Origin of the sequence: Neorhizobium sp. T25_13 (assembly GCF_002968675.1) — a bacterium.
Taxonomy (GTDB): domain Bacteria; phylum Pseudomonadota; class Alphaproteobacteria; order Rhizobiales; family Rhizobiaceae; genus Neorhizobium; species Neorhizobium tomejilense.
This window is the reverse complement of record NZ_PVBI01000001.1, coordinates 53632-75403: the sequence shown is the minus strand read 5'-3', so window position 1 is coordinate 75403 and position 21772 is coordinate 53632. Positions and strand designations below refer to the sequence as shown.

The following is a 21772-nucleotide window of genomic DNA, read 5'->3' as shown; positions in this document are numbered from 1 at the left end:
TGACGGCTGATGTATACGCGTGGACTATGAATTGCATACGAGCACGGATCATTTCGGGAGGAAATGGGATGTTGCAACAGGGAAAGCCGCAGAGCGTTCAGCCGCTCGTCACCGTCCACAACCCGATGGGTTATCCGCCGAAGGTCAGCCGCAAGCAGCCGGCCGCCCGACCCGCCAGCCTCGACGGCAAGGTCGTCTATCTCGTCGACAGCCGCTTTGACGATTCCGTCGAACTCCTGAAGGAGGTCGAGGCCTGGTTTGCGCGCAACATGCCGTCCGTGGACGTACGGATCCGCCAGATGGCGAACACCTATTCCAAGGATGACCCGCAGCTCTGGGAAGAGATCAAGGCGAGCGGCCATGCCGCGATTATCGGCGTCGGCCATTGCAGCACCTGCGCACCGGCCGTCACCACCCACGCGATCACGCTCGAAACCAAATACGGCGTGCCGACCGCGGCGATCCATACCGAAAAATTCGACAAGGTGGTCCGCTCCGTCGCCAAAATGGGCGGGCTTTCGCAGCAGCCGCTGGTCTTCGTGCCGCAGCCGGTGATGGGAAAGACACCGGAAGAGCTGCGCGCCTATGTGGAAGGCATCGATCCGATCAGCGGCAAGCCGGTGATGAAGGAAATCATCGAGGCCCTGACCGTCGGCCTTTCGGCGGGTGCCGAGGATACGCAGTTCGAGCGCAGCACGCCGCGCCTGATTGAACCAGACACGGAAGATAATCTCCACGTCGCCTTCCTGCGTAACAACTGGACCGACAAGCTGCCGATCATCCTGCCGACCGACGCCCGCGTCGCCGACATGCTGGCCGGCACAGGTCGAAAGCCGGACGAGGTCGTCGGCCATATGCAGCCGACCACCAATCGCGGCCTGTGGGAATATACGGTCGAGAAGGTCGCCGTGAACGCCGTCATGGCCGGCGCGTTGCCCGAATATTTTCCGGTCATCCTGGCGCTGGCGGCAGCACAAGTCTCCGCGCGCGGATCGACCTCTTCTTCGGCGGCGGCGATGGCCGTCGTCAACGGACCTGTTCGCAACGAGATCGGCATGAACTGCGGCGTCGGCGCGCTCGGCCCCTATAGCCATGCCAATGCCACGATCGGTCGCGCCTTCGGGCTCCTGTCGCAGAACCTGCAGGGCGGCTCGGTCGTCGGCGAAACCTTCATGGGGTCGCTCGGCAACAACTATACCTACAACAACCTCACCTTTGCGGAAAACGAGGAGCGCAGCCCGTGGGAGCCGCTGCATGTGCAGAAGGGGTTCGACGCCAAGGCGAGCACCGTCAGCCTCTTCCACGGCTGCCGTTCCACGACGTTCAGCCTCGGCCTGCGCAAGGAATATTGGCGCGAGCACGTGCGCGACATGCTGCTCGGCACCGATGCGATCACCGCGCCGACCCTGGTGCTCGACCCGATCTGCGCCCGGCAGTTCATCGATCGCGGCGGCTTCGTGAACAAGCAGGACCTGCTCGACTTCATCTACGAGACGGCGCAGATGCCGGCCGGCCGTTACTGGGACCTGCAGCTCGTCCAAAACTACATCTACCCGCGCGCCACCTTCGGCGAGGAGCCGATGGCGGGCAAGCTGAAGGCCGGCAAGGACGAACTCGTCCATATCTTCCGCCCGCAGGACATCAATGTCGTGGTCGTCGGCGGCGAGTCCAACGGCTACTGGCAGATTTACGGCGCGCATTACCGCACCACCGTTTCCGTCGACGATTGGCGCTGACGATGAGTGCCAACGACTATGACATCGTGGTGATCGGCGCCGGCGTGGCGGGGCTCAATGCCGCCATCGCCGCGGCCCGGCATGGCGCGCGCACGATGATCGTCGACATGCTCGGCGCCGGCGGCCAGGTGATCAATGTCGACCGCATCGACAATTTTCCGGGGCCTGCCGAGGGCATGTCCGGTTTCGAACTCGGCCCGATGCTGCAGATGCAGGCGGACGAGGCCGGCGTCGAATTCGCGCTTGATACGATCGAGACAATTTCGAAGACGGATACCGGCTTCCGCATCGCCGGCGCCGATCTCGATCTGACGGCAGGCGCAGTGATCATTGCCGCCGGCTCGGCCAAGCGCACGCTCGGCATTCCGGGCGAAGCGGAATTCGAAGGCCGAGGAGTGTCCCACTGCGCTTCCTGCGACGGGCCGCTGATGCGCGGCAAAGACGTGTGCATCATCGGCGGCGGAGATTCGGCGCTGGATGAGGCCTTGGCGCTCGTTCCGCATGCCGCGCGCATCACCGTTATCCATCACGGTTCACGTCTCACTGCCTCCGCCGCTCTGCTGGCGAAAGCGCGGGAAGCCTCCAATATCGAAGTAAGGCCCAACACGATCGTCACCGCCATCAGTGGCGAAGGCGGCGTCAGCGCCATAACTGTCCGCGATCTGTCGACCGGCTCAGAGAGCGATCTCCCCTGTCACGGCGTCTTCGTTTATGTCGGGCTCGAACCCAATAGCGCATTCCTCGGCCAATTGATCACGCTCGCGGCGGATGGCCGAATTGTCGTCGATCTCGACATGCAGACGTCGGTTCCGGGCATTTTCGCGGCCGGCGACATCCGCACGCGCTCGGTTGCGCATCTGGCAGCCTCCGCCGGCGACGGTGTGACGGCCGCGATTTCCGCCGTGCGTTATCTCGCGGAACGGGACGACGATACCCAACAGGCGGAGCCGCGTTTTGCGGCGGCCGCATCGGGAGGATAGGCCCATGAACGTGCAGCTCAAAGGCAAGCAGGGCAAACCGAGTGTTCGCGACGCGATCGAGCAGGATATCGTCACCGGCTTTTATTCCCCCGGCGACCGGCTCGACGAGGCAGGGCTTGCGACCCGCCATCAGGTGTCGCGTACGCCGGTGCGCGAGGCGCTGATCCAGCTCAGCACCATGGGCCTCGTCAAGATGGTGCCCAATCGCGGCGCTTTCGTCACCCAGCTGACGATCACCGAGCTTGTCGAAATGTTCGAGGTGATGGGTGAACTGGAGGCGATGTGCGCCCGGCTTGCCGCCCGCCGCATCCGCCCGGAACAGCTGAAACTGCTCGAAGGGGCGCAAGCCGCGTGCGCCGCGGCCCAGCAGGCCGGCAATTCCGACGACTATTATTATGCCAATGCGGAATTCCACCGGCTGATCTACGAGGCGAGCGGCAACGGGTTCCTCGCCGAGAACGCCCACGCGTTGCAGCGACGGCTGAAGCCCTATCGGCGCCTGCAGCTGCGGGTGCCCGGGCGCGTCAACAGTTCGCTGTCCGAGCACGAGGAGGTGCTTGCAGCGATCCGCGACCGAGACGACGCCCGCGCCCGTGATGCGATGCGTAACCACGTCGTCATCCAGGGCGAATATTTCAGCGACTTCCTGGCGCTGATGCGCCCGGTGGAACGCCAGCTGATCCCCGGCGAATGATGAGGAACATCGCCTCCGGGATCGATTGCGGCGGAAGGAAAATGTGAATTTTTAAGCTCGGGAGGGTCGAGCTTATCGCCGGCGATGGGCCGGATCAAAGGGAGGAGAGACGATGAAGCATGCCATTACCTATGTGGCCGGCCTGGTTCCGGCGTTCTTGCTGGCGGCCGGTCTTGCCGGTGCGGCTGAAATGACGGCCGGCGAAAAGCAGCTCTACGATGCCGCCAAGAAGGAAGGTTCGGTCACCTGGTACGTCTCCCAGACGACCACCGAGTTCGCCGACGGCATGTGCAGCCTGTTCAAGAAGAAATATGCCGGCGTCGAATGTAACGTCGTGCGCGCCTCCGGCCAGGTCATTTTCCAGCGCCTCGTACAGGAGCTGCAGGCCAAGGCCGTCCAGGGCGACCTGATGTCGACCAATGACGATGGCCAGATGGCGCAGTTGAAGGAACAGGGCGCGCTTGCCCAGTTCGCCCCGGAAAACCTCAAGGACATGGTGCCGGAGCTTCGGTCGCTCGCCGACAAGGAAAATTACTGGATCACCTCGGGCGTCTCGCCTCTGGTCATCGCCTACAACACCAAGCTGGTGACCGAGGCGGAAGCGCCGAAGAACTGGACGGATCTTGCCGATCCGAAGTGGAAGGGTCAGGTCGCTATCGGCCATCCGAGCTTCTCCGGCAGCGTCGGGCTCTGGACGGTGCTGATGAACGATCTCTACGGCTGGGACTTCTTCAAGAATATCGAGAAGAACAAGCCCCAGATCGGCCGCTCCGTGGCCGATGGTCATAACCTCGTCGCCTCGGGTGAACGCAAGGTGGCGCTGGCGCCGCTGCCGCTGATCCTGTCGGACTCGATGCTCAAGAAGGTGCCGATCGGCGTCGTCTATCCGACCGACGGCGCGCTCCTGCCGCCTTCGGCGACCGCCATCTTGAAGGATGCGCCGCATCCGAATGCCGCGAGACTGTTCGAGAACTTCCTGCTCGGGCCGGAAATCGCCGAATATTTCGCCAAGGATTACCGTTACCCGCTTCGGGCCGGCGTGCCGCTGGCGGAGGGCATGCGGCCGCTCAGCAGCTACAAGACGAAGTCGATCGCGACGGCCGACGGCATCAAGAAGCTACCCGAGGTCCAGGAGAAATTCCGCGACACGTTCGGGATCTGAACCGTAACCGGGAGGCCGGCATCTGCTGGCCTCCGCCCATCACGCCCGCTGGCGTGACCTGTTTCCGACGCCTCCAGTGACAAAGCGAGCGCCGATCATGACGAGTGTTTCCCATCCCGCGGCCTCCACCTGGTCGCAAGACCGGCCGGTGAAGGTGCGTGTGCCCTGGCACCAGCGGCTGCAGCCGGCCAATCTGCTGTGGCTTTTCCTGGCCGGCATTCTGGTCGTGCTGATCGTCGCGCCGATGTGGACGCTCGTCGTCTCCAGCTTCACCGACGCCAAGACCGGCGGCTGGACGCTTCAGAACTATGTCGAGGCCTATGGCAAGGAACGGCACATCACGGCGCTCACCAATACGCTGAAGATGGGCGCCGTGGTCGTGGTGCTGAAACTGGCCTTCGGGGTGCCGCTCGCCTGGGCCTGCACCCGCACCGACATGCCGGGCCGTAATTTCGTGCGCTACAGCGTGTTCGGCGCCTTCATCATGCCGCCCTATCTCGCCGGCGTCGGCTGGATCCTGCTGGCCGGCCCCAATACCGGCTGGATCAACCGCGTCTGGCACAGCCTTTCCGGTTCGACCGAACCGCTGGTCAACATCTTTTCCTTCGGCGGCCTGGTGCTGGTCACCGCGATCGGCGGCTTCTTCCTTGTCTTCGTGCTGGTAAGCTCGGCCTTCGAGATGATCAATTCGGAGATGGAGGATGCCGCCAACATCCTCGGCGCCGGCCCGTTCAAGACGGCGATGAAGGTGACGTTCCCGCTGGTCATGCCGGCGATCATCGGCGCAGCGCTTCTGTCCTTCCTCGGTGCGATCGCGCTCTACGGCGTCCCGGCCTTGATCTCGATCCCGGCGCGATATCCGGTCGTGGTGATCCAGCTCACCGAGTTCTTCTCGTTCCCGCTGCGGATCCAGGTGGCAGCCGCCTATTCGATCCCGCTGCTGCTGATCACCGCCGCGATGCTCGGGCTGCAGAAGCTGATCCTGCGCCGCAAGGGTTACGTCTCGGTGAGCGGCAAGGGCGGCGAGCGCCGTATCGTCAAGCTCGGCAGGTGGCGCTGGGTGCTGTTTGCCTATTGCTTCTGCGTCGTTGCGCTTTCGGTGCTGATGCCGCTGTTCGTCCTGCTTCTCGCCGCCTTTTCCGACTCCTGGACCACGGGCTTCTCGTTCAGCAACCTGACGCTTTCCAATTTCCACTATGTGCTCTTCGAGCATTCGAGTTCGCAAAAAGCGCTGGTCGGCAGCATCGGCCTCGGCATCGTGGCGGCGACGGTGGCGATCACGCTGGCGCTGTTCATCGCCTATATCGTCCAGCGCAGGCTGATCCCGTTCTCGGGCCTGCTCGCGTTCCTGGCGGTCTCGCCTTATGTCGTGCCCGGCATCGTGCTCGCCATCGGCTTTTATGCGGCTTACGCCCTGCCGCCGATCGCGCTCTACGGCACCTATACGATCATGGCGCTCGCCTTCATCACCCGTTTCCTGCCGATCGCCTTCACCACCAGCTCGGCCGGCGTACGCAGCATCCATCCGGAAATGGAGGAAGCGGTGCGGATTCTCGGCGGCGGGCGGGTGACGGCGCTGCGGCGTGTGGTCGGACCGCTCCTGAAGCGCACGCTCGCCGGCGGATGGCTGCTGATCTTCGTGCCGGCGGCACAGGAACTCTCGACCGCCATCTTCCTGGTCGGTCCTACCACGCGCGTCGTTTCCGTCGTGCTGCTCGATCTCAGCGAGGAGGGCGAGCTCGAAAAGCTCGCGGCGCTGGGCTCTCTGCTGTTGATCATCATTGTCGCAGTCGTCGCCCTCGGGATGAAATATCTCGGCCGCGACTTCATGTTGAGGAGAAGCTAATGGACGGACTTGTCCTCAGGAAACTCGGTCGCCGTTTCGGTGCGGTCGATGCGGTTCTCGATTTCGACCTGCATATCAAGCCCGGCGAATTCGTCTCGCTGCTCGGTCCTTCCGGCTGTGGCAAGACGACGACGCTTCGGATGATCGCCGGCTTCATCGACCCGACCTCCGGTTCGATCGAGCTCGACGGCAAGATCCTCTCGGCGCCTTCCGGCTCCGTGCCACCGGAAAAGCGCGGCATGTCGATGATCTTCCAGTCCTATGCGATCTGGCCGAACATGACCGTCTCGCAGAACGTCGCCTTCGGCCTCAACCTGCGGAAATTGCCCTCCGACGAGGTCAGGAAACGCGTCGGCGCCGTGCTGGAAACCGTGCGGATGAGCCATCTCGCCGACCGTTATCCGGCCGAACTCTCGGGCGGCCAGCAGCAGCGCGTGGCGCTCGCCCGCGCCGTCGTCATCCGCCCGGCGGTGCTGCTGCTCGACGAGCCGCTCTCCAATCTCGACGCAAACCTGCGCGAAGAAATGCGTTTCGAGATCAAGCGCATGCATGACGAGTTCAAGATCACCTCGGTCTACGTCACCCACGACCAGGGCGAGGCGATGGTGACCTCCGACCGCATCGCGGTGATGAACAACGGCCGTCTCGAACAGATCGACACCCCATACGCGCTCTACAGCCGGCCGAAGACACGGTTCGTGGCGAGCTTCATCGGCCGCACCAATTTCCTCTCGGGCAATTGCGGCAACCAGATGATCGACTTTGCCGGCTTCAGCGTGCCGCTTGCCCTGATCGGTGAGGAAGTAAAGGGCTCCGGACCGGTCACTGTCTCGATCCGGCCGCAGGCGATGAAGCTTTCGGCAACGGAGGCTCCCAAGGACAAGGCCATCAACCTCGAGGGCCTGGTTCGGCAGTCCGCGTTCCTCGGCGAGACCTGGGACTACGTCTTCCAGCCGAAGGACAGCGGGCTCCAGTTCCGCGTCGCGGCGCCGCCGGCCGATGTCTTCCAGGTCGGCGCTCCAGCCTGGCTGCAGATCGACCCGGCCCAGATCGTCCCGATCGTGGATTGAGGCCTGCCTCGCCCGCTATTTCACCTTGAAACCCATCCGTCGCACCACATCGAGCAGCACGTGCCGGCCTTTCAAGGCCGGTGCGTCGGCAATGTCGCCCGTCCGTTCGGTGAGTGAACGGATGAAGGACTGGTCGATCTTGACGATATCGACCGGGAAACGGCTCATATAGCTCAGCGACGAATAACCGGTGCCGAGCTCGTCGAGCGCGATGCGGCAGCCGAAGCGACGGATCTGGAGAATGCGATGAGTGATATCGACCGCCGCCATGCGGAGCGCCTGATGGTGCAAGCCGGCCTCGACGCCCTGGTAATCTTCCAGCCCGAAGCCTTTCGGTATGCGGTGGGGGCGCCGGCCGGTGTCGCGACTATGTGGGGCAGGGCGGGTGCCGCAATCGCGCTTGTGCCGGCCGATGCCGCGACCGGTCTGGCCGCAATCGCCAGCGACCACGCCGCCGGCTCGATCCGCAAGGCTGCGGCAGACGTGGACCTGCGCACCCATCGCGTCTGGATCGACATGCTCGATCTGACGGGAGCCGAGAGCGTCGAGCAGGTCAACGAGGCCTATCGCCGGCTCGGGTCTTTCGGACCCCGGCCGGAAACCTTCGATCGGTCCGCCTGTTTCGACCTGCTCGGCGATCTGCTGAACGAGCGTGGCCTTGATCGCGCTCGGATCGGCGCCGACCTGGAATTCATGCCGGCCGCCGATTTCGAAGCCCTGAAACTGGCTTTGCCGGCGGTGACCTGGACCGATGGGTCTGGCGTGCTGCGCCGCCTAAGGGCTGTCAAGACGCCGCGCGAGATCGAGCGGCTGCGTCGTGCCGCCAAGGCTGCGGAAGCCGGGCTCGCCCGCATGGCGGCGGCAGTGAAACCCGGCGCACGGCTCACCGAACTCTCTTGCGCCTGGAAGGCGGGCGCCCAGGAGGCCGCGGCGGAAGGCGGCTTCGGGCTGAGCGGCCACTGGGACTTCATCTCGGTCGGCGCCGATCTTTCGGACATGGCGGCGGTCGTGACGCCGGGCGCGCTGATCAAGGCCGATGTCGGAACGCTGGTCGACGGTTATTCCTCGGACGGCGCACGCACCTTCACCCATGGCCTTGCATCGCCACTGTCGCGGGAAATCTTCAAGGCGCTGGGAAACGCTTTCGCAGCCGGGCTCGGTGAACTTCGTCCCGGCAATACGTTCGGCGCGGTTCACGCGGCCATGCTCGCCTCGATGCGCAAGGACGGCTTTGCAGAATATGATCGTGGCCATTTCGGCCATTCGGTCGGCGGCAGCGTCGGCATCGAGGAATGGCCGTTCTTCTCCGCCGGCAATCCGGAAATCATCCAACCGAACATGGTGGTGGCGCTGGAGACGCCGTTCTACGGGCAGGGCATCGGCGCGCTGATGATCGAGGATCAGTTCCTGATCACCGAAACGGGAGCCGAATGCATGAATACGCTGCCGCGGACATTGCGCGATCTTTCGGCAGAATAGGGCAGACGAGCAAACCGACGTTGAACCTTTGGTGCCGGTCCTGTATCGGTGTCACACCTTCGGCGATCTCGCCGGGAAGGACACCAGTCAGGCGGAATTTCGATCCTCGATGCTTACGAAAAAGGGAAAATACGGGCTCAAGGCGCTTGTCCACCTCGCGCAGCTTGAACCCGGCAAGACCGCCTTCGTCAGCGACATCGCCCAACAGAACAATATTTCCAAGAAATTCCTCGATGCGATCCTGCTGGAGCTGCGCAAGGGCGGCATGCTGCGCTCCAAAAAAGGACCCGGCGGTGGTTATGCGCTGTCCAAGCCCGCGTCGCAGATTTATGTCGGCCAGGCCGTCCGCATCCTCGATGGTCCGCTTGCGCCCATCCGCTGCGCCAGCAAGACGGCGTTCGAGCCTTGCGACGATTGCGACCATCCGGAAGATTGCCAGGTCCGCCATTCGATGACGGAAGTGCGCGACGCGATCGCCTCGGTACTCGACAACATGACGCTGGAGCAGATGGTCGCCAAGCGCTCAAGCGGCCTTCTCGACGACGCCCAGGCAAGCAGCAATAGCCAGACAAGCAGCAAATAGATCGCGTGCCGCGGCCGCAAGCTGATGCATTCGGCCACAGGATTTAGAGCTGTCCATTCGGCCGCGGCACATTGCCGTTCAGGTGAAAATCGCCGATCGCGTGATGTTTCCAGCGCACCGGATCATGCACCGTATGGGTGCGGGCATTGCGCCAATGGCGGTCGAGATTCAGGTCTTCCTTGGTCGCGGAAGTTCCGGCAAGTTCGAACAGGCCGTTGGTCGCGTCGAGTGCGGCCTCCGTGGTCAGGATCTTTGCGGCCGCGACGGAAAGCGAGGCCTCGATCGCAGTCTCCGAGGACGGGTTGATCTGGGCGACATCGACCTTGCGACCGGCACGCTCGAGAACTGCGCTTGCCGCCTCCAGCTTCACGGCGATCGAACCGGTCCGCGCAATGGTCAGCGGGTCGGCGCTGGCGGTCTCAACGCCGACATTGCGGATGCCCCGGGATTTGCTGCGCACGAAGCCGATCATGTCGGCAAAAGCGGCTCGTGCGATCCCAAGGTCGACGGCGGCGTGCAGCAGCTGGCCGAGCGATCCCAGCGGCGCATGTCGTTCGAAACTCCGGTAGTAGCTGATGACCGAGTCCGGCGAAACGTTAACGTTATCTATCACGACGGTGCCGCTTGCGGTGGTTCGTTGACCGAACCCATCCCAGTCGTCGACGATCGACAGTCCTTCGGCATCGCGCGGCACGATCGCCATGACTGCTTTTCCTTCGGGATCGAGACCGAAGACCGCCACCCAATCGGCAAACAGCGCACCGGTCGAATAATATTTGCGGCCGGTGATGCGATAGCCGAGCCCATCGGCCACCAGCCGGGTTTCGATGTCGCCGGCCGCCTTCGTTCCGGACTCGGCAAGGGCATTGCCGAAATGTTCGCCGGCCAGCGCCCGCGCGAAGAAATATTTCTTCTGCTCCTCGCTGCCGGAAAGGCGCAGCGCTTCGAGAATGGAAAAATGGTTCTGGGGGATCTGCCCCACCGATGCATCGGCCTCGGACAGAATGGCGATCACCTCCGCCAGGAAGGCGTTGGAAATGTCGGCACCACCATATTCGGCGGGCACGGTGATGCCAAGCAACCCCGACCGGGCAACCAGTTCCATCTCGTCATGCGGCAAAAGCCGCTCCCGGTCGCGAAGACTCGAACCTTCGGCGATGCGCGCCGAAAGCCCCGTCGCCACCTCGATCGCCTGGTCCTCTGTCGCGAGATATGGAGCCACTGCTCTGATCTTTCCTGCCAAATGGAAAACCCTGCTCATGTGCGCCTCCCGGATCAAGCCCGTCATTCAGCCACGTCACGGAGTCGGTGAGAAGGAATAAAGCTTCAATTGCACGGGTCGAACGACGTGAATTTTCTCTTTTTGGCGGCCGCACCGAGAGATTTGCGGATTGTCACGCCAAGTTGAGCGGAAGGGGAGAGAATTTCTCCGGGGCGACGGGATCAACGCAACAACTTTCCTTAGCGCGCCGAACAGGAATGCCTAGTTTAAGGAAACGAGCCCGTTTTTCCTCTCAGCAGAGCGTCGTCCGATGGCAAGATCACTACACCTTACCGCCTTCATGCGTCCCGTCAGCCTGCATACCGGTGCCTGGCGTTATCCCGGCGCCTATGCGGACGCCAATTTCAATTTCGGGCATATCAAGTCCTTCATCCAGAAGCTGGAGGCCGCCAAGTTCGACGCGTTCTTCATGGCCGATCACCTGGCGGTGCTGAACATGCCGGTCGAAGCGCTGAAGCGCAGCCACACGGTGACGTCGTTCGAGCCGTTCACGCTGCTGTCGGCGCTTGCCGCGGTCACCGAGAAGATCGGCCTTGCGGCGACCGCCTCGACAACCTTCGACGAGCCCTATCATGTGGCCCGCCGGTTCGCATCGCTCGACCATATCAGCAACGGCCGCGCCGCATGGAACATCGTCACCACATCCAATCCGGATTCCGCCCGCAATTTCGGTCTCGACGAGCATGTGGAGCACGGCGAGCGCTACAAGCGGGCCCGCGAGTTCTATGACGTCGTCACCGGGCTGTGGGACAGTTTTGCGGACGACGCCTTCATCCGCGATCAGCAGAGCGGCATTTTCTTCGATCCGGAAAAGATGCACGTGCTCGATCACAAGGGTGACGAACTCAGCGTACGCGGGCCGCTCAACATTGCCCGCCCGGTACAGGGCTGGCCGGTGATCGTGCAGGCGGGGCAGTCGGAACCGGGACGCCAGCTGGCGGCCGAGACCGCCGAACTGGTCTTCTGTTCGCCGCGCGATCTCGCCGCCTCCAGGGCGCTCTATGCGGACATCAAGGGCCGTATGGTCGCCGCCGGACGCAATCCCGACCACCTGAAGATCCTGCCGGCCGCCTTCATCGTCGTCGGCGATACGGTGGAAGAGGCGAGGGCGAAGCGGGCGGCGCTCGACAGCCTGGTGCATTACGATAGCGCCATCGCTTCGCTGTCGATAGCCCTCGGCCACGATGCGTCCGGCTTCGATCCGGACGCTCCGCTGCCGGACATTCCGGAAACCAATGCCAGCAAGTCCGGCCGCGCCCAGGTCCTCAAACTCGCCGAGCAGGAAAAACTGACGGTGCGCCAGCTTGCGCAGCGTTACGGCGGTTATTCCGGCCTGGCCTTTGTCGGCACGCCGCAAACCATCGCCGACGAGATGCAGGCCTGGCTTTCGGAAGAGGCGAGCGACGGATTTACTGTCGTTTTCCCCTACCTGCCGCAGGGTCTGGACGACGTGACGCAGCGGCTTATTCCGGAACTCCAGCGCCGCAGGATCTTCCGCACCGACTATGAAGGAGCGACGCTTCGCGACCATCTCGGCCTGCCGCGGCCGGCCAACCGCTTTTTTACCTGAGGGCATCAACCGGAAGCGGGCAGGGATCGCTATTTCGCCGACTGCCACATTTTGGACATAACAATTTCAAATGTATCAACGAATTAGTATAGTGTTTTGATAGACTACATTGACCGAAACGGGGTTTGGCCTGAAAGTTGGGAGGTAGGACGCAACCAACTGGAGGCTGACGATGATCGCTTGTGGCTTATCCCTGTTTGGATTTGATCTGTTCGGACTGGCCCGACGCGCGCCGGCCAAGGCGGGTGCCGACAGCACGGAACGCAAGACGTTCGAAAAGGATCGTGAGGAACTTCGCGATCCTGATCACGAACATTCGGAAAGCTTCTTCTGGGGCATGTATCCCGTCTATTGACCGGCCCTCCGGCACGGGGGCGATTATCCGGAATACAAAAAAGCCGGCGAAGCGATCCGCTCCGCCGGCTTTTTATGTTCGAATAGACGAGCCGATCAGGCCGTGGGCTGCTTGGTCTTGCGCAGATAGGGCAGGACCGTATCGAACGAACCGAAGCGGGTGATCGCGTCCTCGTTGGAAACCGCGGCGGTGATGATCACATCCTCACCCTGCTTCCAGTTGGCCGGCGTCGCGACCTGGTGTTTGGCGGTGAGCTGGATCGAGTCGATCGCCCGCAGGATTTCGTTGAAGTTGCGGCCGGTGGTCATCGGATAGGTGAGGATCAGCTTGATCTTCTTGTCCGGGCCGATCACGTAGACTGAGCGGACCGTCGCATTGTCGGCAGGCGTGCGGCCCTCCGAACTTTCGCCGGCTGCGGCCGGCAGCATGTCGTAGAGCTTGGCGACCTTGAGGTCGCGGTCGCCGATCAGCGGATATTCCACCTCGAAACCGGTCGCGGTCTTGATGTCGTCCTTCCACTTGCCGTGGCTTTCGACCGGATCGACGGAGATGCCGATGATCTTGACGCCACGCTTTTTGAATTCACCCTCCAGCCCTGCCATGGCGCCGAGCTCGGTCGTGCAGACCGGCGTGAAGTTCTTCGGGTGGGAAAACAGCACCGCCCAACCGCTGCCGATCCAGTCGTGGAAATGAATCGTGCCCTGGGTGGTCTCGGCAGTGAAATCCGGTGCTATGTCGTTGATACGAAGGCTCATGTTTCAGCTCCCTTGAATTGTTGTGTCTGCAGCGATCGGGACTTCGAAGCCGGCCCGATCAAGCGGCCGCTTGGGTCGCCTCTCAGTTATAGAGTATTTCGCGGATACCTGCCTGCTCTTCCGGTTACCCGCTTTCCACGCTGGGCCAAAAGCAGGAGCTGCCATTGAAAACTCCGGATCCGTGTCGTCAAGAAGGATATAGCCGCTTCAAGATTGCGGGCCGACGCAGTTTGTTCCAAAATGCCGGCGGGAAAGAGTGTAGCTTTCCAAATATCCTGCACCGCATCCGGTTCCATCACCCGTGTCAGGAATGAGCCTCAGCGACGGTAGCCAAGCGCCCGGCTGATATCGTCGGCTGCACTGCGGACCATCAGCAGAAAGCCCTCGCGCTGCTCGTTGTAGCGCACGGTCGGAACGCCGAGATTGAGGGCCGCGACGACCGCGCCGTTGCCATCGAAGATCGGGGCGGCAATGCCCGTCGAGCCGGTGACGAATTCCTGGTCGTTCAGTGCATAGCCATCCCGGCGGATCTTCACGAGCATCTCGCGAATGCGCTCGATGTCGGTGACGGTGTAGCGGGTATAGGAGAGCAGTTGGACACGGGAAAGATAGTGTTCCAGCGCCTCCTTCGGCGTGAAGGCGAGCAACACGCGACCGGTCGCGGTGCAATAGGCGGCGATCGCTGCGTCAAGATTGACGTCGTAACGAACCCGATGCCGGCTGACGCATTTCGCCAGCCGTCTTATGTCGCAATGAGCGTTCATCGTTGCGAGCAGGATCGTCTCGCCGGACTCGTCGCGCAGCTTTTCCATGAACGGTTTTGCCACCACGACCAGCGGCTCTTCATGGCGCCTGAACGGAAAGCCGTGCCGGCTCGCCTCGACCAGCATGTAGCGGCCGGCATCGTCCTGAACCACGTGGCCACGGGCAGCCAACGTCTGGACGAGGCCGTGCGCGCTGCTTTTCGGAAAAGAAAGATCGCGCACGATCTGCGCCAGCGGAACCGCTTCCCGGCGGGAAGCCATGTATTCCAGGAGATCGAGAATCCGGCCGGCGCTTTTGATTTCGGAGTTCATATATGTGAACGAAACCCCCATTGATGGTTATCGGATCGGCTCATAACAATTCTGCCTAGAAAGCAGCCACTCACATTTTCGAGTGTCGCGCTGATAGGATGAACGATCTCATGAATGCGCCGAATAAGCAAAATGATGTCTCCGAACCCTGGACCTGGCCGGATAGTGTCTGGCAGCAGAAGGTTCAGAAGGTGCGCGCCGGGCGTTCCCTTAAGCCTGCGAAATGGAAAAACGGCGCACGCATGGCAGTCGCATTGTCGTTCGATTCCGATCACGAGACGATGGAACTGCGCAATGGCGGCACTTCCTTCGGCACGATGAGCCGCGGCCAATACGGCGCCCGCGCCGGCATGCCACGCATCCTGCGGCTGCTGGAAAAATACTCCATTCCGGCCTCCTTCTTCATGCCGGCGGTCTCGGCGATGATCAATGCGGACGAAGTGAAGACCGTGGTTTCGTCAGGCCACGAGCTCGGCATCCATAGCTGGATCCATGAATTCAATTCCCGCCTTGACGAGGTGACCGAACGCGACCTGGCGCTGCGCGCCTCGGATACGCTCGAACGCCTGTCCGGCATCCGCCCGGTCGGCATGCGCACCGCGTCCTGGGATTTCAGCCCCTATACGCTGAAAATCGCCCGCGAGATGGGTCTGCTCTACGATTCTTCCCTGATGGCCGACGAGGAGCCCTACGAACTTTTGGAGGACGGCGAACCGACCGGCGTGGTCGAGATCCCCGTCGAGTGGATCCGCGACGACGCACCTTACGTGGCGATGGACCGGATGACCGGCGCGCGACCTTACGGCGGCCCGGCCATGGTTTTCGACATCTTCGCCCGCGAGCTCGAAGTAGCCTGGGAAGAGGGCGGGCTGTTCCAGCTCACCATGCACCCGCATCATATCGGGCACCGTTCACGCATCTTCATTCTGGAAGAGATCATCCGGCTCGCCAAGTCAAAGGGCGACGTCTGGTTCTGCACCCATGCGGAACTGGCGCGCTACTGTGCCAACGAGGCCGGGCTCAAGACCGGCGCGAAGGCGGCGTAAACAGTTCTTGAATACAGCAGCGACAACAATGAGGGTAAGGGAATGTCTGCCAAATTCGCATCCATAGCCGCCGTGCTACTGGCGCTCACCGCGTCGACTGCGCTTGCGCAAACCAGGGAAACGCTGACCATCGACCTGCCGAACGATGCGGCAACGCTCGATCCGCATCTGCAGTGGAACACCGACAGTTATTCGATCTACCGCAATATCTTCGACAACCTGCTGACGCGCGATGTGAAGGGCGAGATCGTCCCGCAGATCGCCAAGTCCTGGAAATACCTCGACGACAAGACGATCGAATTCCAGATCCGCGACGACGTGACCTTCCAGGACGGCTCGAAGCTGACCGCCGAAGACGTCGCCTTCTCGATCAACCGCATCATCGACCCGAAGCTGAAGAGCCCGCAGCTTTCGCAGTTCGATCAGATCGCCAAGGCCGAGGCGGTGAGCCCGACCGTTGTCAAGATGACGACCAAGTCACCTTATCCCGCGCTGCTCGCCCAGCTGGTCAAGCTTTCGATTGTGCCGAAAGCCTATGTCGAGAAGGTCGGCGACCAGGAATTCAACCTGAAGCCGCTCGGCTCCGGCCCCTACAAGATGGCCAAATGGCAGAAGGGCGTGCAGACCGAGCTCGAGGCGTATTCGAGCTACTGGCGGGCAAAGCCGCCGTTCCAGAAGGTGGTCTTCCGCACCGTTCCGGACGTCTCGACCCGTATCGCCGATCTGAAGACCGGCAAGGCCGACCTCGTCCGCGACGTGCCGCCGGATCAGGCCGAAAGCATCAAGAGCGACAGCAATTCGCAGGTCCTGTCGGTTCCGACCGAGCGCATCGGCTATCTCTTCATCAATGCCCAGGGCGGCGTCACCAAGGACGTCCGCGTCCGCCAGGCGATTGCCTACGCGATCGACCGCCAGGCGCTCGTCGAGGCGCTGCTCGAAGGATACGGCAAGCCGGTCGAAGTCCTCGGCGCCGAGCCGGTCTTCGGCTACACCGACAAGATCAAGGGTTATGAATATAACCTCGACAAGGCGAAGGAACTGGTGAAGGCTGCCGGCGCGGAGGGCGCGACCGTCGAATTCCTGACCTCTCCCGCCTATAGCCGCGCCACCGTCGAAGCCATTCAGCAGATGGTCAACGAAGCCGGTCTCAAGGTGGAGATCTCGTCCAGCGACCAGGCGACCTTCCTGAAGCGCCGCCAGGGCGATCCCGCCAATGCCGGCGGTCTTGCCTTCGGCGCCTGGTCCTGCGCCTGCCAGGACGTCGATGGCGTGATCTTCCCGCTGTTCCGCACCGGCAGCATCTGGGCCAAGTACTCGAACCCGAAGTTCGATGAAGCGGTCGACAAGGCGCGCGTCATCCTCGACCAGAAGGAGCGTCTGAAGCTCTACGAACAGGCCTACCAGGTCCTGAAGGACGACGTTCCGGGCATGGGCCTTTATCAGGCCTATGCGCTCTACGGAGCCGCCAAAAAGCTGAAGTGGCAGCCGACCGCCAATGAAGCCATGTTCGTCATGGACATGAGCTGGCAGCAGTAAAAGACAGGTAACAGGATCATGTTGAGATATGCCGTCGAGCGTTTGATACAGGCGATCATTGCGATCTTCGGCGTTCTCACCATCGTCTTCGTCGTCATGCATCTCTCGGGCGACCCGACCCTGCTGCTGGTGCCGCAGGATGCATCGGCCGAGATGATCGCCCAGCTGCGCAGCCAGCTCGGTTTCGACCGGCCGATCTGGGTGCAATATCTGGAATATCTGGGCGGTCTTGCGCATTTCGACTTCGGCATTTCCGTCGTCCAGCGTGTGCCCGCATTCGATATCGTCGTTTCGCGTGTGCCCTATACGGCGATGCTCGCCACCGGCGCGCTGGTGGTGGCGATCGGCATGGGCATTCCGGCCGGCATCATCATGGCGACCAGGCGCGGCGGCTGGCTCGAACGGCTTCTGACGGCGATCGTCGTCACCGGCCAGAGCGTGCCGACCTTCCTGTCGGGCATCGTGCTAATCTTCCTCTTCGGCGTGACGCTGCGCTGGCTGCCGACCTCCGGTTCCGGCGATTTCGCCTCGCTGGTCATGCCGTCGATCGCACTCGGGGCAATCTCGATGTCGACTTTCGCCCGCATGACCCGGATTTCGATCATCGACGAGCTCGGCAAGGACTATGTGCGGGCAGGGCGCGCCCGCGGCCTTTCGCTCGGCTCCGTGGTGTTCCGCCATGTGCTGCGCAATGCCGCGATCCCGGTCATCACCATCGCTGCGCTCGAAATCGGTAACCTGCTTGCCGGTGCTGTCATCGTCGAGACGGTATTCGCCTGGCCGGGCATCGGCCAGCTCGCCATCCAATCCATCCAGTCGCGCGACTTCCTGGTCGTCCAGGTGATCGTGCTTTTGATTTCCTTCGTTTATGTGCTGACCAGCGTGATCGCGGATTTCGTCTACGCGCTCGTCGATCCGCGCATCCGTCTGGTCCGATAAGGAGAAGGCTTTGAGCACCGCCGTCCTCGCCCTTAGCCAACGCCTTCGCCGGGTCCCCATCTCGGTCATCGTGGTATCGGTCATTTTCCTGGTGATCGTGCTGCTGGCGGTCTTCGCGCCCTGGGTGGCGCCAGCCGATCCCAACCGGCAGAACCTGCTCGGCCGCCTGAAGCCGCCGGGCTTCGAGATGCGCGGTATCACCTACTGGCTCGGCACCGACGACCTCGGCCGCGACCTGCTGTCACGCACGCTCTATGGGGCAGGGGTATCGCTCTCGGTCGCGGTACTCTCCGTGGTCGTCTCGTCGCTGATCGGCGTCACGCTCGGCATGATCGCCGGCTGGTTCCGCGGCAAGATCGAGATCCTCATCATGCGCCTCGTCGACATCATGATGTCGATCCCGGCGATCCTGCTGGCGGTGCTGACCGTCGCGGTGCTCGGCCCTGGCTTCCTGAAGCTGGTCCTGGTGCTCGGCCTGACCCGCTGGCCGCGCTATACCCGCGTCGCTTATGCCCAGACGCTGCAGGTGGCGAACCTGCCGTTCATCAAGGCCTCCGAGCTTGCGGGCGCTGGCGCGGCGCGCATTCTCTTCCATCACATCCTGCCGAATATCGCAGGCCCGGTGCTGATCGTCGCCACGGCCGAATTCGGGCTGATGATCCTGATGGAAGCGGGCCTTTCCTTCCTCGGCCTCGGCATCCAGCCGCCGGCCTCGAGCTGGGGTTCGATCATGAGCGTCGGCCGCCAATATATCGAGCGGGCCTGGTGGATCGTCGCCTTTCCGGGCGCCTGTCTCTTCCTGCTCGTCTTTTCCGTCAACGTGCTTGGCGACTGGTTGCGAGACCAGCTCGACCCGCGTTCCCGTACCCGTTGAACCTTTTGGCGCGTTGAGGTTTTAAGTCATGGAATTCGAAAACAAGACCATCGTCATCACCGGCGCCGCCGGCATTTTCGGCCGCTGGATCGCTGCCTATTTCGCCGCGCAAGGCGCCACGCTCTGCCTCAGCGACGTCCGCATGGATGGTCTGGAAAAGGCGGTCTCCGAGCTCGGCCTCGACCGCTCCAAGGTTCTCCTGCACGCGACCGAATTGACCAGCGACGCCTCGATGCTCGACCTCGTCGGTCTCGTGAAGCGCGAATGGAAGGCGCCTGACATTCTCGTCAACAATGCCGGCATCTATACTCGTTTCAGCCTGCTGGAGATGGAGTTCTCCGACTGGGACCGTGTCTTCGGCGTCAATCTGCGGGCTCCCTTCGTGCTGTCGCGCGAGTTCGCCAAGCTGATGATCGCGGAAGGCAAGGCCGGCTCGATCGTCAACATCTCCTCCGGCGCCGCCCGCAAGATGACCCAGAACGGCGTTCCCTACTGCACGTCGAAGACAGCCATCGAACGCCTGTCCAAGGGGTTTGCCATGGAGCTCGCCGAATACGGTATCCGCGTCAATGTCGTCGAGCCGGGCTTCGCGCCGGGCAGCGAAGTGAGCGAGCTTTCCGACGAATATGTCAGCAACATGCTGAAGAACATTCCGCTCGGCCGCGCCAGTGGCCCCGAGGATGCGCCGGGCGCGATCGCCTATCTCTGCTCCGACAAGGCCGCCTTCATCACCGGCGCCGTGATCAGTATCGATGGCGGTAATTCGATCGGCAATTACAAGCGCCCCGAGCGGGCGAAGACGGCAGGCTGAGGAGAAATGATGGACGCCGCCAACCCGCTGCTTTCCGTCGACAGGCTGACCATCGATATCGGTGGCGCCAACGTCGTCGACGACATCTCCTTCACCGTCGCGCCCGGCAAGGTCATGGCGCTGGTGGGGGAATCCGGTTGCGGCAAGTCGCTGACCTCCTATGCCATGCTCGGACTGCTGCCGCCGGCCGCCAGGCGCACCGCCGGCCGGATCATGCTCGAAAACACCGATCTCGCCGCCCTCTCGGAACGGCAGTTCCGCAAGGCGCGCGGAAAAGACATCTCGATCATCTTCCAGGAACCGAGTGCTTCGCTCGACCCGCTGACGACGGTCGGTTCGCAGATTGCCGAGGCCTACCGGGTCCACCATGGCGTCTCCAAAGCGCAGGCCTATGAAAAGGCGCGGCAGATGCTGGTCGATGTGGGCATTCCCGACCCGACCCGGCGGCTCGACCAATACCCGTTCGAACTCTCCGGCGGCATGTGCCAGCGCATCATGATCTCGATCGCGCTGATCTGCGGCCCGCGCGTGCTGGTCGCCGACGAGCCGACCACCGCGCTCGACGTGACCATCCAGGCGCAGATTCTCGACCTGATGAAGAAACTGGTCGCCGACCGCGGCACCGCGATCGTGCTGATCACCCACGACATGGGCGTGGTTGCCGACATCGCCGACGACGTGGCGGTCATGTATGCCGGCCGGATCGCCGAAATCGCACCCGTGCACGATCTCTTCCGGCAGCCTAAGCATCCTTACACGGCCCTGCTGCTTGCCAGCGTTCCCAAGCTCGATGATGCGCCGAAGGCGGACCTCGCGACCATCGAGGGGACGGTGCCGACGCCGAACGAATTCGGCGTCGGTTGCCGTTTCACCGAACGCTGTCCTCTCGCGACCGACAAGTGTCGCACCGAACAGCCGCCGCTTTTCGATTGCGGCGGAGGCCATCGCTCGGCCTGCTGGCATATCGATCGCATGGCGGAAATCCGCGAGGTGGCGGCATGAGCGAGCAACAGAACGTACTCGAAATCCGCGACGTCGCAGTGCATTTCGGCGGCCGCGGCGGTTTGCTCGGCAAGTCCGGCCCGATGGTCAAGGCCGTCAATGGCGTCGACCTCGATATCGCCCGCGGCGAGACGGTGGCGCTGGTCGGCGAATCCGGCTGCGGCAAGTCGACGCTTTCCAATACCATCGTCGGCCTGCAGGCTCCCATTTCGGGAAGTGTGCGGATCAGCGGCGACGAAGTGGTCGGTGCCAGCCGCCGCGAGCTCAACGACATCCGCCGCAAGGTGCAGATGATTTTTCAGGATCCGGCGCTGTCTCTCGATCCGCGCTCGACCGTCGGCGCCACGATCGGCGAGCCGCTGATCGTGCGCGGCGTCGCCAGGGGGAAGGCGCTAAAGGAACGGGTCGCGACGCTGCTGCAGCAGGTGGGCTTGCGGCCCGAACACGCGGACCGGTATCCGCACCAGTTTTCCGGCGGCCAGCGGCAGCGCGTGGTGATCGCAAGAGCATTGGCGCTGGAGCCGGATCTCCTGATCTGCGACGAGCCGGTCTCGGCGCTCGACGTTTCTGTTCGCGCCCAGATTCTCAACCTGCTGGTTGCGCTGCAGAAGCGCACCGGCGTTTCCTATCTCTTCGTCAGTCATGACCTCGGCGTGGTCCGGCATATCTGCGATCGGGTCGTGGTCATGTATCTCGGCCGTTTCGTCGAGATGGCCGACCGCGACACTTTCTTCGCCAATCCGAAACATCCCTATACCAAGGCGCTGATGTCGGCCGTGCCGGAAGCCGACCCGGAAGTGCAGCGTGCCAAGCAGCGCTTTATCCTCAGCGGCGAACTGCCAAGTCCTTCAAACATCCCGTCCGGCTGTGCATTCCACACGCGCTGCCCGCTTGCCACCGAAATCTGCTCGAAAGAGCGGCCGGAACTGACGCCGCGTGCCGATGGCGCGCGCGTCGCTTGTCACCACGCCTAAGA

The 21772-nt window shown here is 62.7% G+C and carries 20 protein-coding genes and 1 pseudogene; 17 read left to right on the top strand and 4 right to left on the bottom strand.

The window, feature by feature from the left end; all coding sequences use genetic code 11:
* The first annotated feature begins 68 nt into the window (after positions 1-68).
* The 6 genes from C5J22_RS00365 (at position 69) to C5J22_RS00340 (ending at position 7488) form a co-directional block, all read left to right on the top strand.
* Complete coding sequence (locus C5J22_RS00365) at positions 69-1736, top strand: hypothetical protein (protein WP_105436667.1); 1668 nt, start codon at positions 69-71, stop codon at positions 1734-1736.
* Between the two features lie 2 nt (positions 1737-1738).
* Positions 1739-2716 carry an NAD(P)/FAD-dependent oxidoreductase gene (locus tag C5J22_RS00360; RefSeq protein WP_105436666.1) on the top strand — a complete coding sequence of 326 codons (978 nt, stop codon included), beginning with the start codon at positions 1739-1741 and terminating at the stop codon, positions 2714-2716.
* 4 nt (positions 2717-2720) lie between these two features.
* Positions 2721-3410, top strand: coding sequence for a GntR family transcriptional regulator (locus C5J22_RS00355; protein ID WP_105420453.1), 690 nt, complete (start codon positions 2721-2723; stop codon positions 3408-3410).
* 112 nt (positions 3411-3522) lie between these two features.
* Positions 3523-4572, top strand: coding sequence for an ABC transporter substrate-binding protein (locus tag C5J22_RS00350; RefSeq protein WP_105436665.1), 1050 nt, complete (start codon positions 3523-3525; stop codon positions 4570-4572).
* A 97-nt stretch (positions 4573-4669) separates the two neighbouring features.
* Entirely contained in the window at positions 4670-6418 is a 1749-nt protein-coding gene (locus C5J22_RS00345; RefSeq protein ID WP_105436664.1) for an iron ABC transporter permease, read from the top strand.
* Positions 6418-7488 (top strand): ABC transporter ATP-binding protein, encoded by a 1071-nt coding sequence (locus C5J22_RS00340; protein WP_105436663.1) that lies wholly within the window; start codon positions 6418-6420, stop codon positions 7486-7488. Before C5J22_RS00345 ends, C5J22_RS00340 begins: the two co-directional genes overlap by 1 nt.
* 90 nt (positions 7489-7578) lie before the next feature.
* On the opposite strand, the pseudogene C5J22_RS31520 reads toward C5J22_RS00340, so the two are convergent.
* Positions 7579-7731, bottom strand: a pseudogene (locus tag C5J22_RS31520) (EAL domain-containing protein); the annotation flags it as partial.
* A 3-nt stretch (positions 7732-7734) separates the two neighbouring features.
* Here C5J22_RS31520 and C5J22_RS00330 point away from each other — a divergent pair.
* Both C5J22_RS00330 and C5J22_RS00325 read left to right on the top strand, forming a co-directional pair.
* On the top strand, positions 7735-8967 hold the full coding sequence (locus C5J22_RS00330; RefSeq protein ID WP_105436662.1) for a Xaa-Pro peptidase family protein: 1233 nt from the start codon (positions 7735-7737) through the stop codon (positions 8965-8967).
* A 109-nt stretch (positions 8968-9076) separates the two neighbouring features.
* Positions 9077-9550: an Rrf2 family transcriptional regulator gene (locus C5J22_RS00325; RefSeq protein ID WP_105437154.1), complete on the top strand. Its 474-nt coding sequence runs from the start codon at positions 9077-9079 to the stop codon at positions 9548-9550.
* Between the two features lie 43 nt (positions 9551-9593).
* Here C5J22_RS00325 and C5J22_RS00320 read toward each other — a convergent pair whose 3' ends face one another.
* Positions 9594-10811, bottom strand: a complete 1218-nt coding sequence (locus C5J22_RS00320; protein WP_105436661.1) for an SfnB family sulfur acquisition oxidoreductase — start codon at positions 10809-10811, stop codon at positions 9594-9596.
* Between the two features lie 271 nt (positions 10812-11082).
* Between C5J22_RS00320 and C5J22_RS00315 the strand changes: the two genes are divergently transcribed.
* Positions 11083-12402, top strand: coding sequence for an LLM class flavin-dependent oxidoreductase (locus C5J22_RS00315; protein ID WP_105436660.1), 1320 nt, complete (start codon positions 11083-11085; stop codon positions 12400-12402).
* Positions 12403-12574: 172 nt separating this feature from the next.
* Positions 12575-12757, top strand: coding sequence for a hypothetical protein (locus tag C5J22_RS00310; protein ID WP_105436659.1), 183 nt, complete (start codon positions 12575-12577; stop codon positions 12755-12757).
* 95 nt (positions 12758-12852) lie between these two features.
* Here the strand turns inward: C5J22_RS00310 and C5J22_RS00305 are convergent, their stop codons facing one another.
* On the bottom strand, positions 12853-13512 hold the full coding sequence (locus tag C5J22_RS00305) for a peroxiredoxin (protein WP_037083730.1): 660 nt from the start codon (positions 13510-13512) through the stop codon (positions 12853-12855).
* A 317-nt stretch (positions 13513-13829) separates the two neighbouring features.
* On the bottom strand, positions 13830-14588 hold the full coding sequence (locus C5J22_RS00300) for an IclR family transcriptional regulator (protein WP_245440239.1): 759 nt from the start codon (positions 14586-14588) through the stop codon (positions 13830-13832).
* Positions 14589-14698: 110 nt separating this feature from the next.
* Between C5J22_RS00300 and C5J22_RS00295 the strand changes: the two genes are divergently transcribed.
* From C5J22_RS00295 to C5J22_RS00265, 7 genes are read left to right on the top strand one after another with little or no spacing between them, the layout of a single operon-like run.
* Positions 14699-15634, top strand: coding sequence for a polysaccharide deacetylase (locus C5J22_RS00295; protein ID WP_105437153.1), 936 nt, complete (start codon positions 14699-14701; stop codon positions 15632-15634).
* Positions 15635-15676: 42 nt separating this feature from the next.
* Positions 15677-17170 (top strand): ABC transporter substrate-binding protein, encoded by a 1494-nt coding sequence (locus tag C5J22_RS00290; RefSeq protein WP_105436657.1) that lies wholly within the window; start codon positions 15677-15679, stop codon positions 17168-17170.
* An 18-nt stretch (positions 17171-17188) separates the two neighbouring features.
* Positions 17189-18109, top strand: a complete 921-nt coding sequence (locus C5J22_RS00285; RefSeq protein WP_105436656.1) for an ABC transporter permease — start codon at positions 17189-17191, stop codon at positions 18107-18109.
* A 10-nt stretch (positions 18110-18119) separates the two neighbouring features.
* Positions 18120-18983, top strand: coding sequence for an ABC transporter permease (locus C5J22_RS00280; RefSeq protein ID WP_105436655.1), 864 nt, complete (start codon positions 18120-18122; stop codon positions 18981-18983).
* Between the two features lie 28 nt (positions 18984-19011).
* On the top strand, positions 19012-19794 hold the full coding sequence (locus C5J22_RS00275) for an SDR family NAD(P)-dependent oxidoreductase (RefSeq protein WP_105436654.1): 783 nt from the start codon (positions 19012-19014) through the stop codon (positions 19792-19794).
* A gap of 9 nt (positions 19795-19803) precedes the next feature.
* On the top strand, positions 19804-20796 hold the full coding sequence (locus C5J22_RS00270) for an ABC transporter ATP-binding protein (RefSeq protein ID WP_105436653.1): 993 nt from the start codon (positions 19804-19806) through the stop codon (positions 20794-20796).
* Positions 20793-21770, top strand: a complete 978-nt coding sequence (locus tag C5J22_RS00265) for an ABC transporter ATP-binding protein (RefSeq protein ID WP_105436652.1) — start codon at positions 20793-20795, stop codon at positions 21768-21770. The genes C5J22_RS00270 and C5J22_RS00265 overlap by 4 nt, the downstream gene beginning before the upstream one ends.
* Positions 21771-21772: the final 2 nt, after the last annotated feature.

What these genes read in the sequence shown, in the direction of transcription:
- C5J22_RS00350 (WP_105436665.1), top strand. Translation starts at nt 3,523, where the DNA reads ATGAAGCATGCCATTACCTATGTGGCCGGCCTGGTTCCGGCGTTCTTG.
- C5J22_RS00265 (WP_105436652.1), top strand. Translation starts at nt 20,793, where the DNA reads ATGAGCGAGCAACAGAACGTACTCGAAATCCGCGACGTCGCAGTGCAT.
- C5J22_RS00295 (WP_105437153.1), top strand. Translation starts at nt 14,699, where the DNA reads ATGAATGCGCCGAATAAGCAAAATGATGTCTCCGAACCCTGGACCTGG.
- C5J22_RS00345 (WP_105436664.1), top strand. Translation starts at nt 4,670, where the DNA reads ATGACGAGTGTTTCCCATCCCGCGGCCTCCACCTGGTCGCAAGACCGG.
- C5J22_RS00285 (WP_105436656.1), top strand. Translation starts at nt 17,189, where the DNA reads ATGTTGAGATATGCCGTCGAGCGTTTGATACAGGCGATCATTGCGATC.
- C5J22_RS00320 (WP_105436661.1), bottom strand. Translation starts at nt 10,811, where the DNA reads ATGAGCAGGGTTTTCCATTTGGCAGGAAAGATCAGAGCAGTGGCTCCA.
- C5J22_RS00365 (WP_105436667.1), top strand. Translation starts at nt 69, where the DNA reads ATGTTGCAACAGGGAAAGCCGCAGAGCGTTCAGCCGCTCGTCACCGTC.
- C5J22_RS00330 (WP_105436662.1), top strand. Translation starts at nt 7,735, where the DNA reads ATGAGTGATATCGACCGCCGCCATGCGGAGCGCCTGATGGTGCAAGCC.
- C5J22_RS00300 (WP_245440239.1), bottom strand. Translation starts at nt 14,588, where the DNA reads ATGAACTCCGAAATCAAAAGCGCCGGCCGGATTCTCGATCTCCTGGAA.
- C5J22_RS00315 (WP_105436660.1), top strand. Translation starts at nt 11,083, where the DNA reads ATGGCAAGATCACTACACCTTACCGCCTTCATGCGTCCCGTCAGCCTG.
- C5J22_RS00305 (WP_037083730.1), bottom strand. Translation starts at nt 13,512, where the DNA reads ATGAGCCTTCGTATCAACGACATAGCACCGGATTTCACTGCCGAGACC.
- C5J22_RS00270 (WP_105436653.1), top strand. Translation starts at nt 19,804, where the DNA reads ATGGACGCCGCCAACCCGCTGCTTTCCGTCGACAGGCTGACCATCGAT.
- C5J22_RS00290 (WP_105436657.1), top strand. Translation starts at nt 15,677, where the DNA reads ATGTCTGCCAAATTCGCATCCATAGCCGCCGTGCTACTGGCGCTCACC.
- C5J22_RS00360 (WP_105436666.1), top strand. Translation starts at nt 1,739, where the DNA reads ATGAGTGCCAACGACTATGACATCGTGGTGATCGGCGCCGGCGTGGCG.
- C5J22_RS00325 (WP_105437154.1), top strand. Translation starts at nt 9,077, where the DNA reads ATGCTTACGAAAAAGGGAAAATACGGGCTCAAGGCGCTTGTCCACCTC.
- C5J22_RS00355 (WP_105420453.1), top strand. Translation starts at nt 2,721, where the DNA reads ATGAACGTGCAGCTCAAAGGCAAGCAGGGCAAACCGAGTGTTCGCGAC.
- C5J22_RS00275 (WP_105436654.1), top strand. Translation starts at nt 19,012, where the DNA reads ATGGAATTCGAAAACAAGACCATCGTCATCACCGGCGCCGCCGGCATT.
- C5J22_RS00310 (WP_105436659.1), top strand. Translation starts at nt 12,575, where the DNA reads ATGATCGCTTGTGGCTTATCCCTGTTTGGATTTGATCTGTTCGGACTG.
- C5J22_RS00340 (WP_105436663.1), top strand. Translation starts at nt 6,418, where the DNA reads ATGGACGGACTTGTCCTCAGGAAACTCGGTCGCCGTTTCGGTGCGGTC.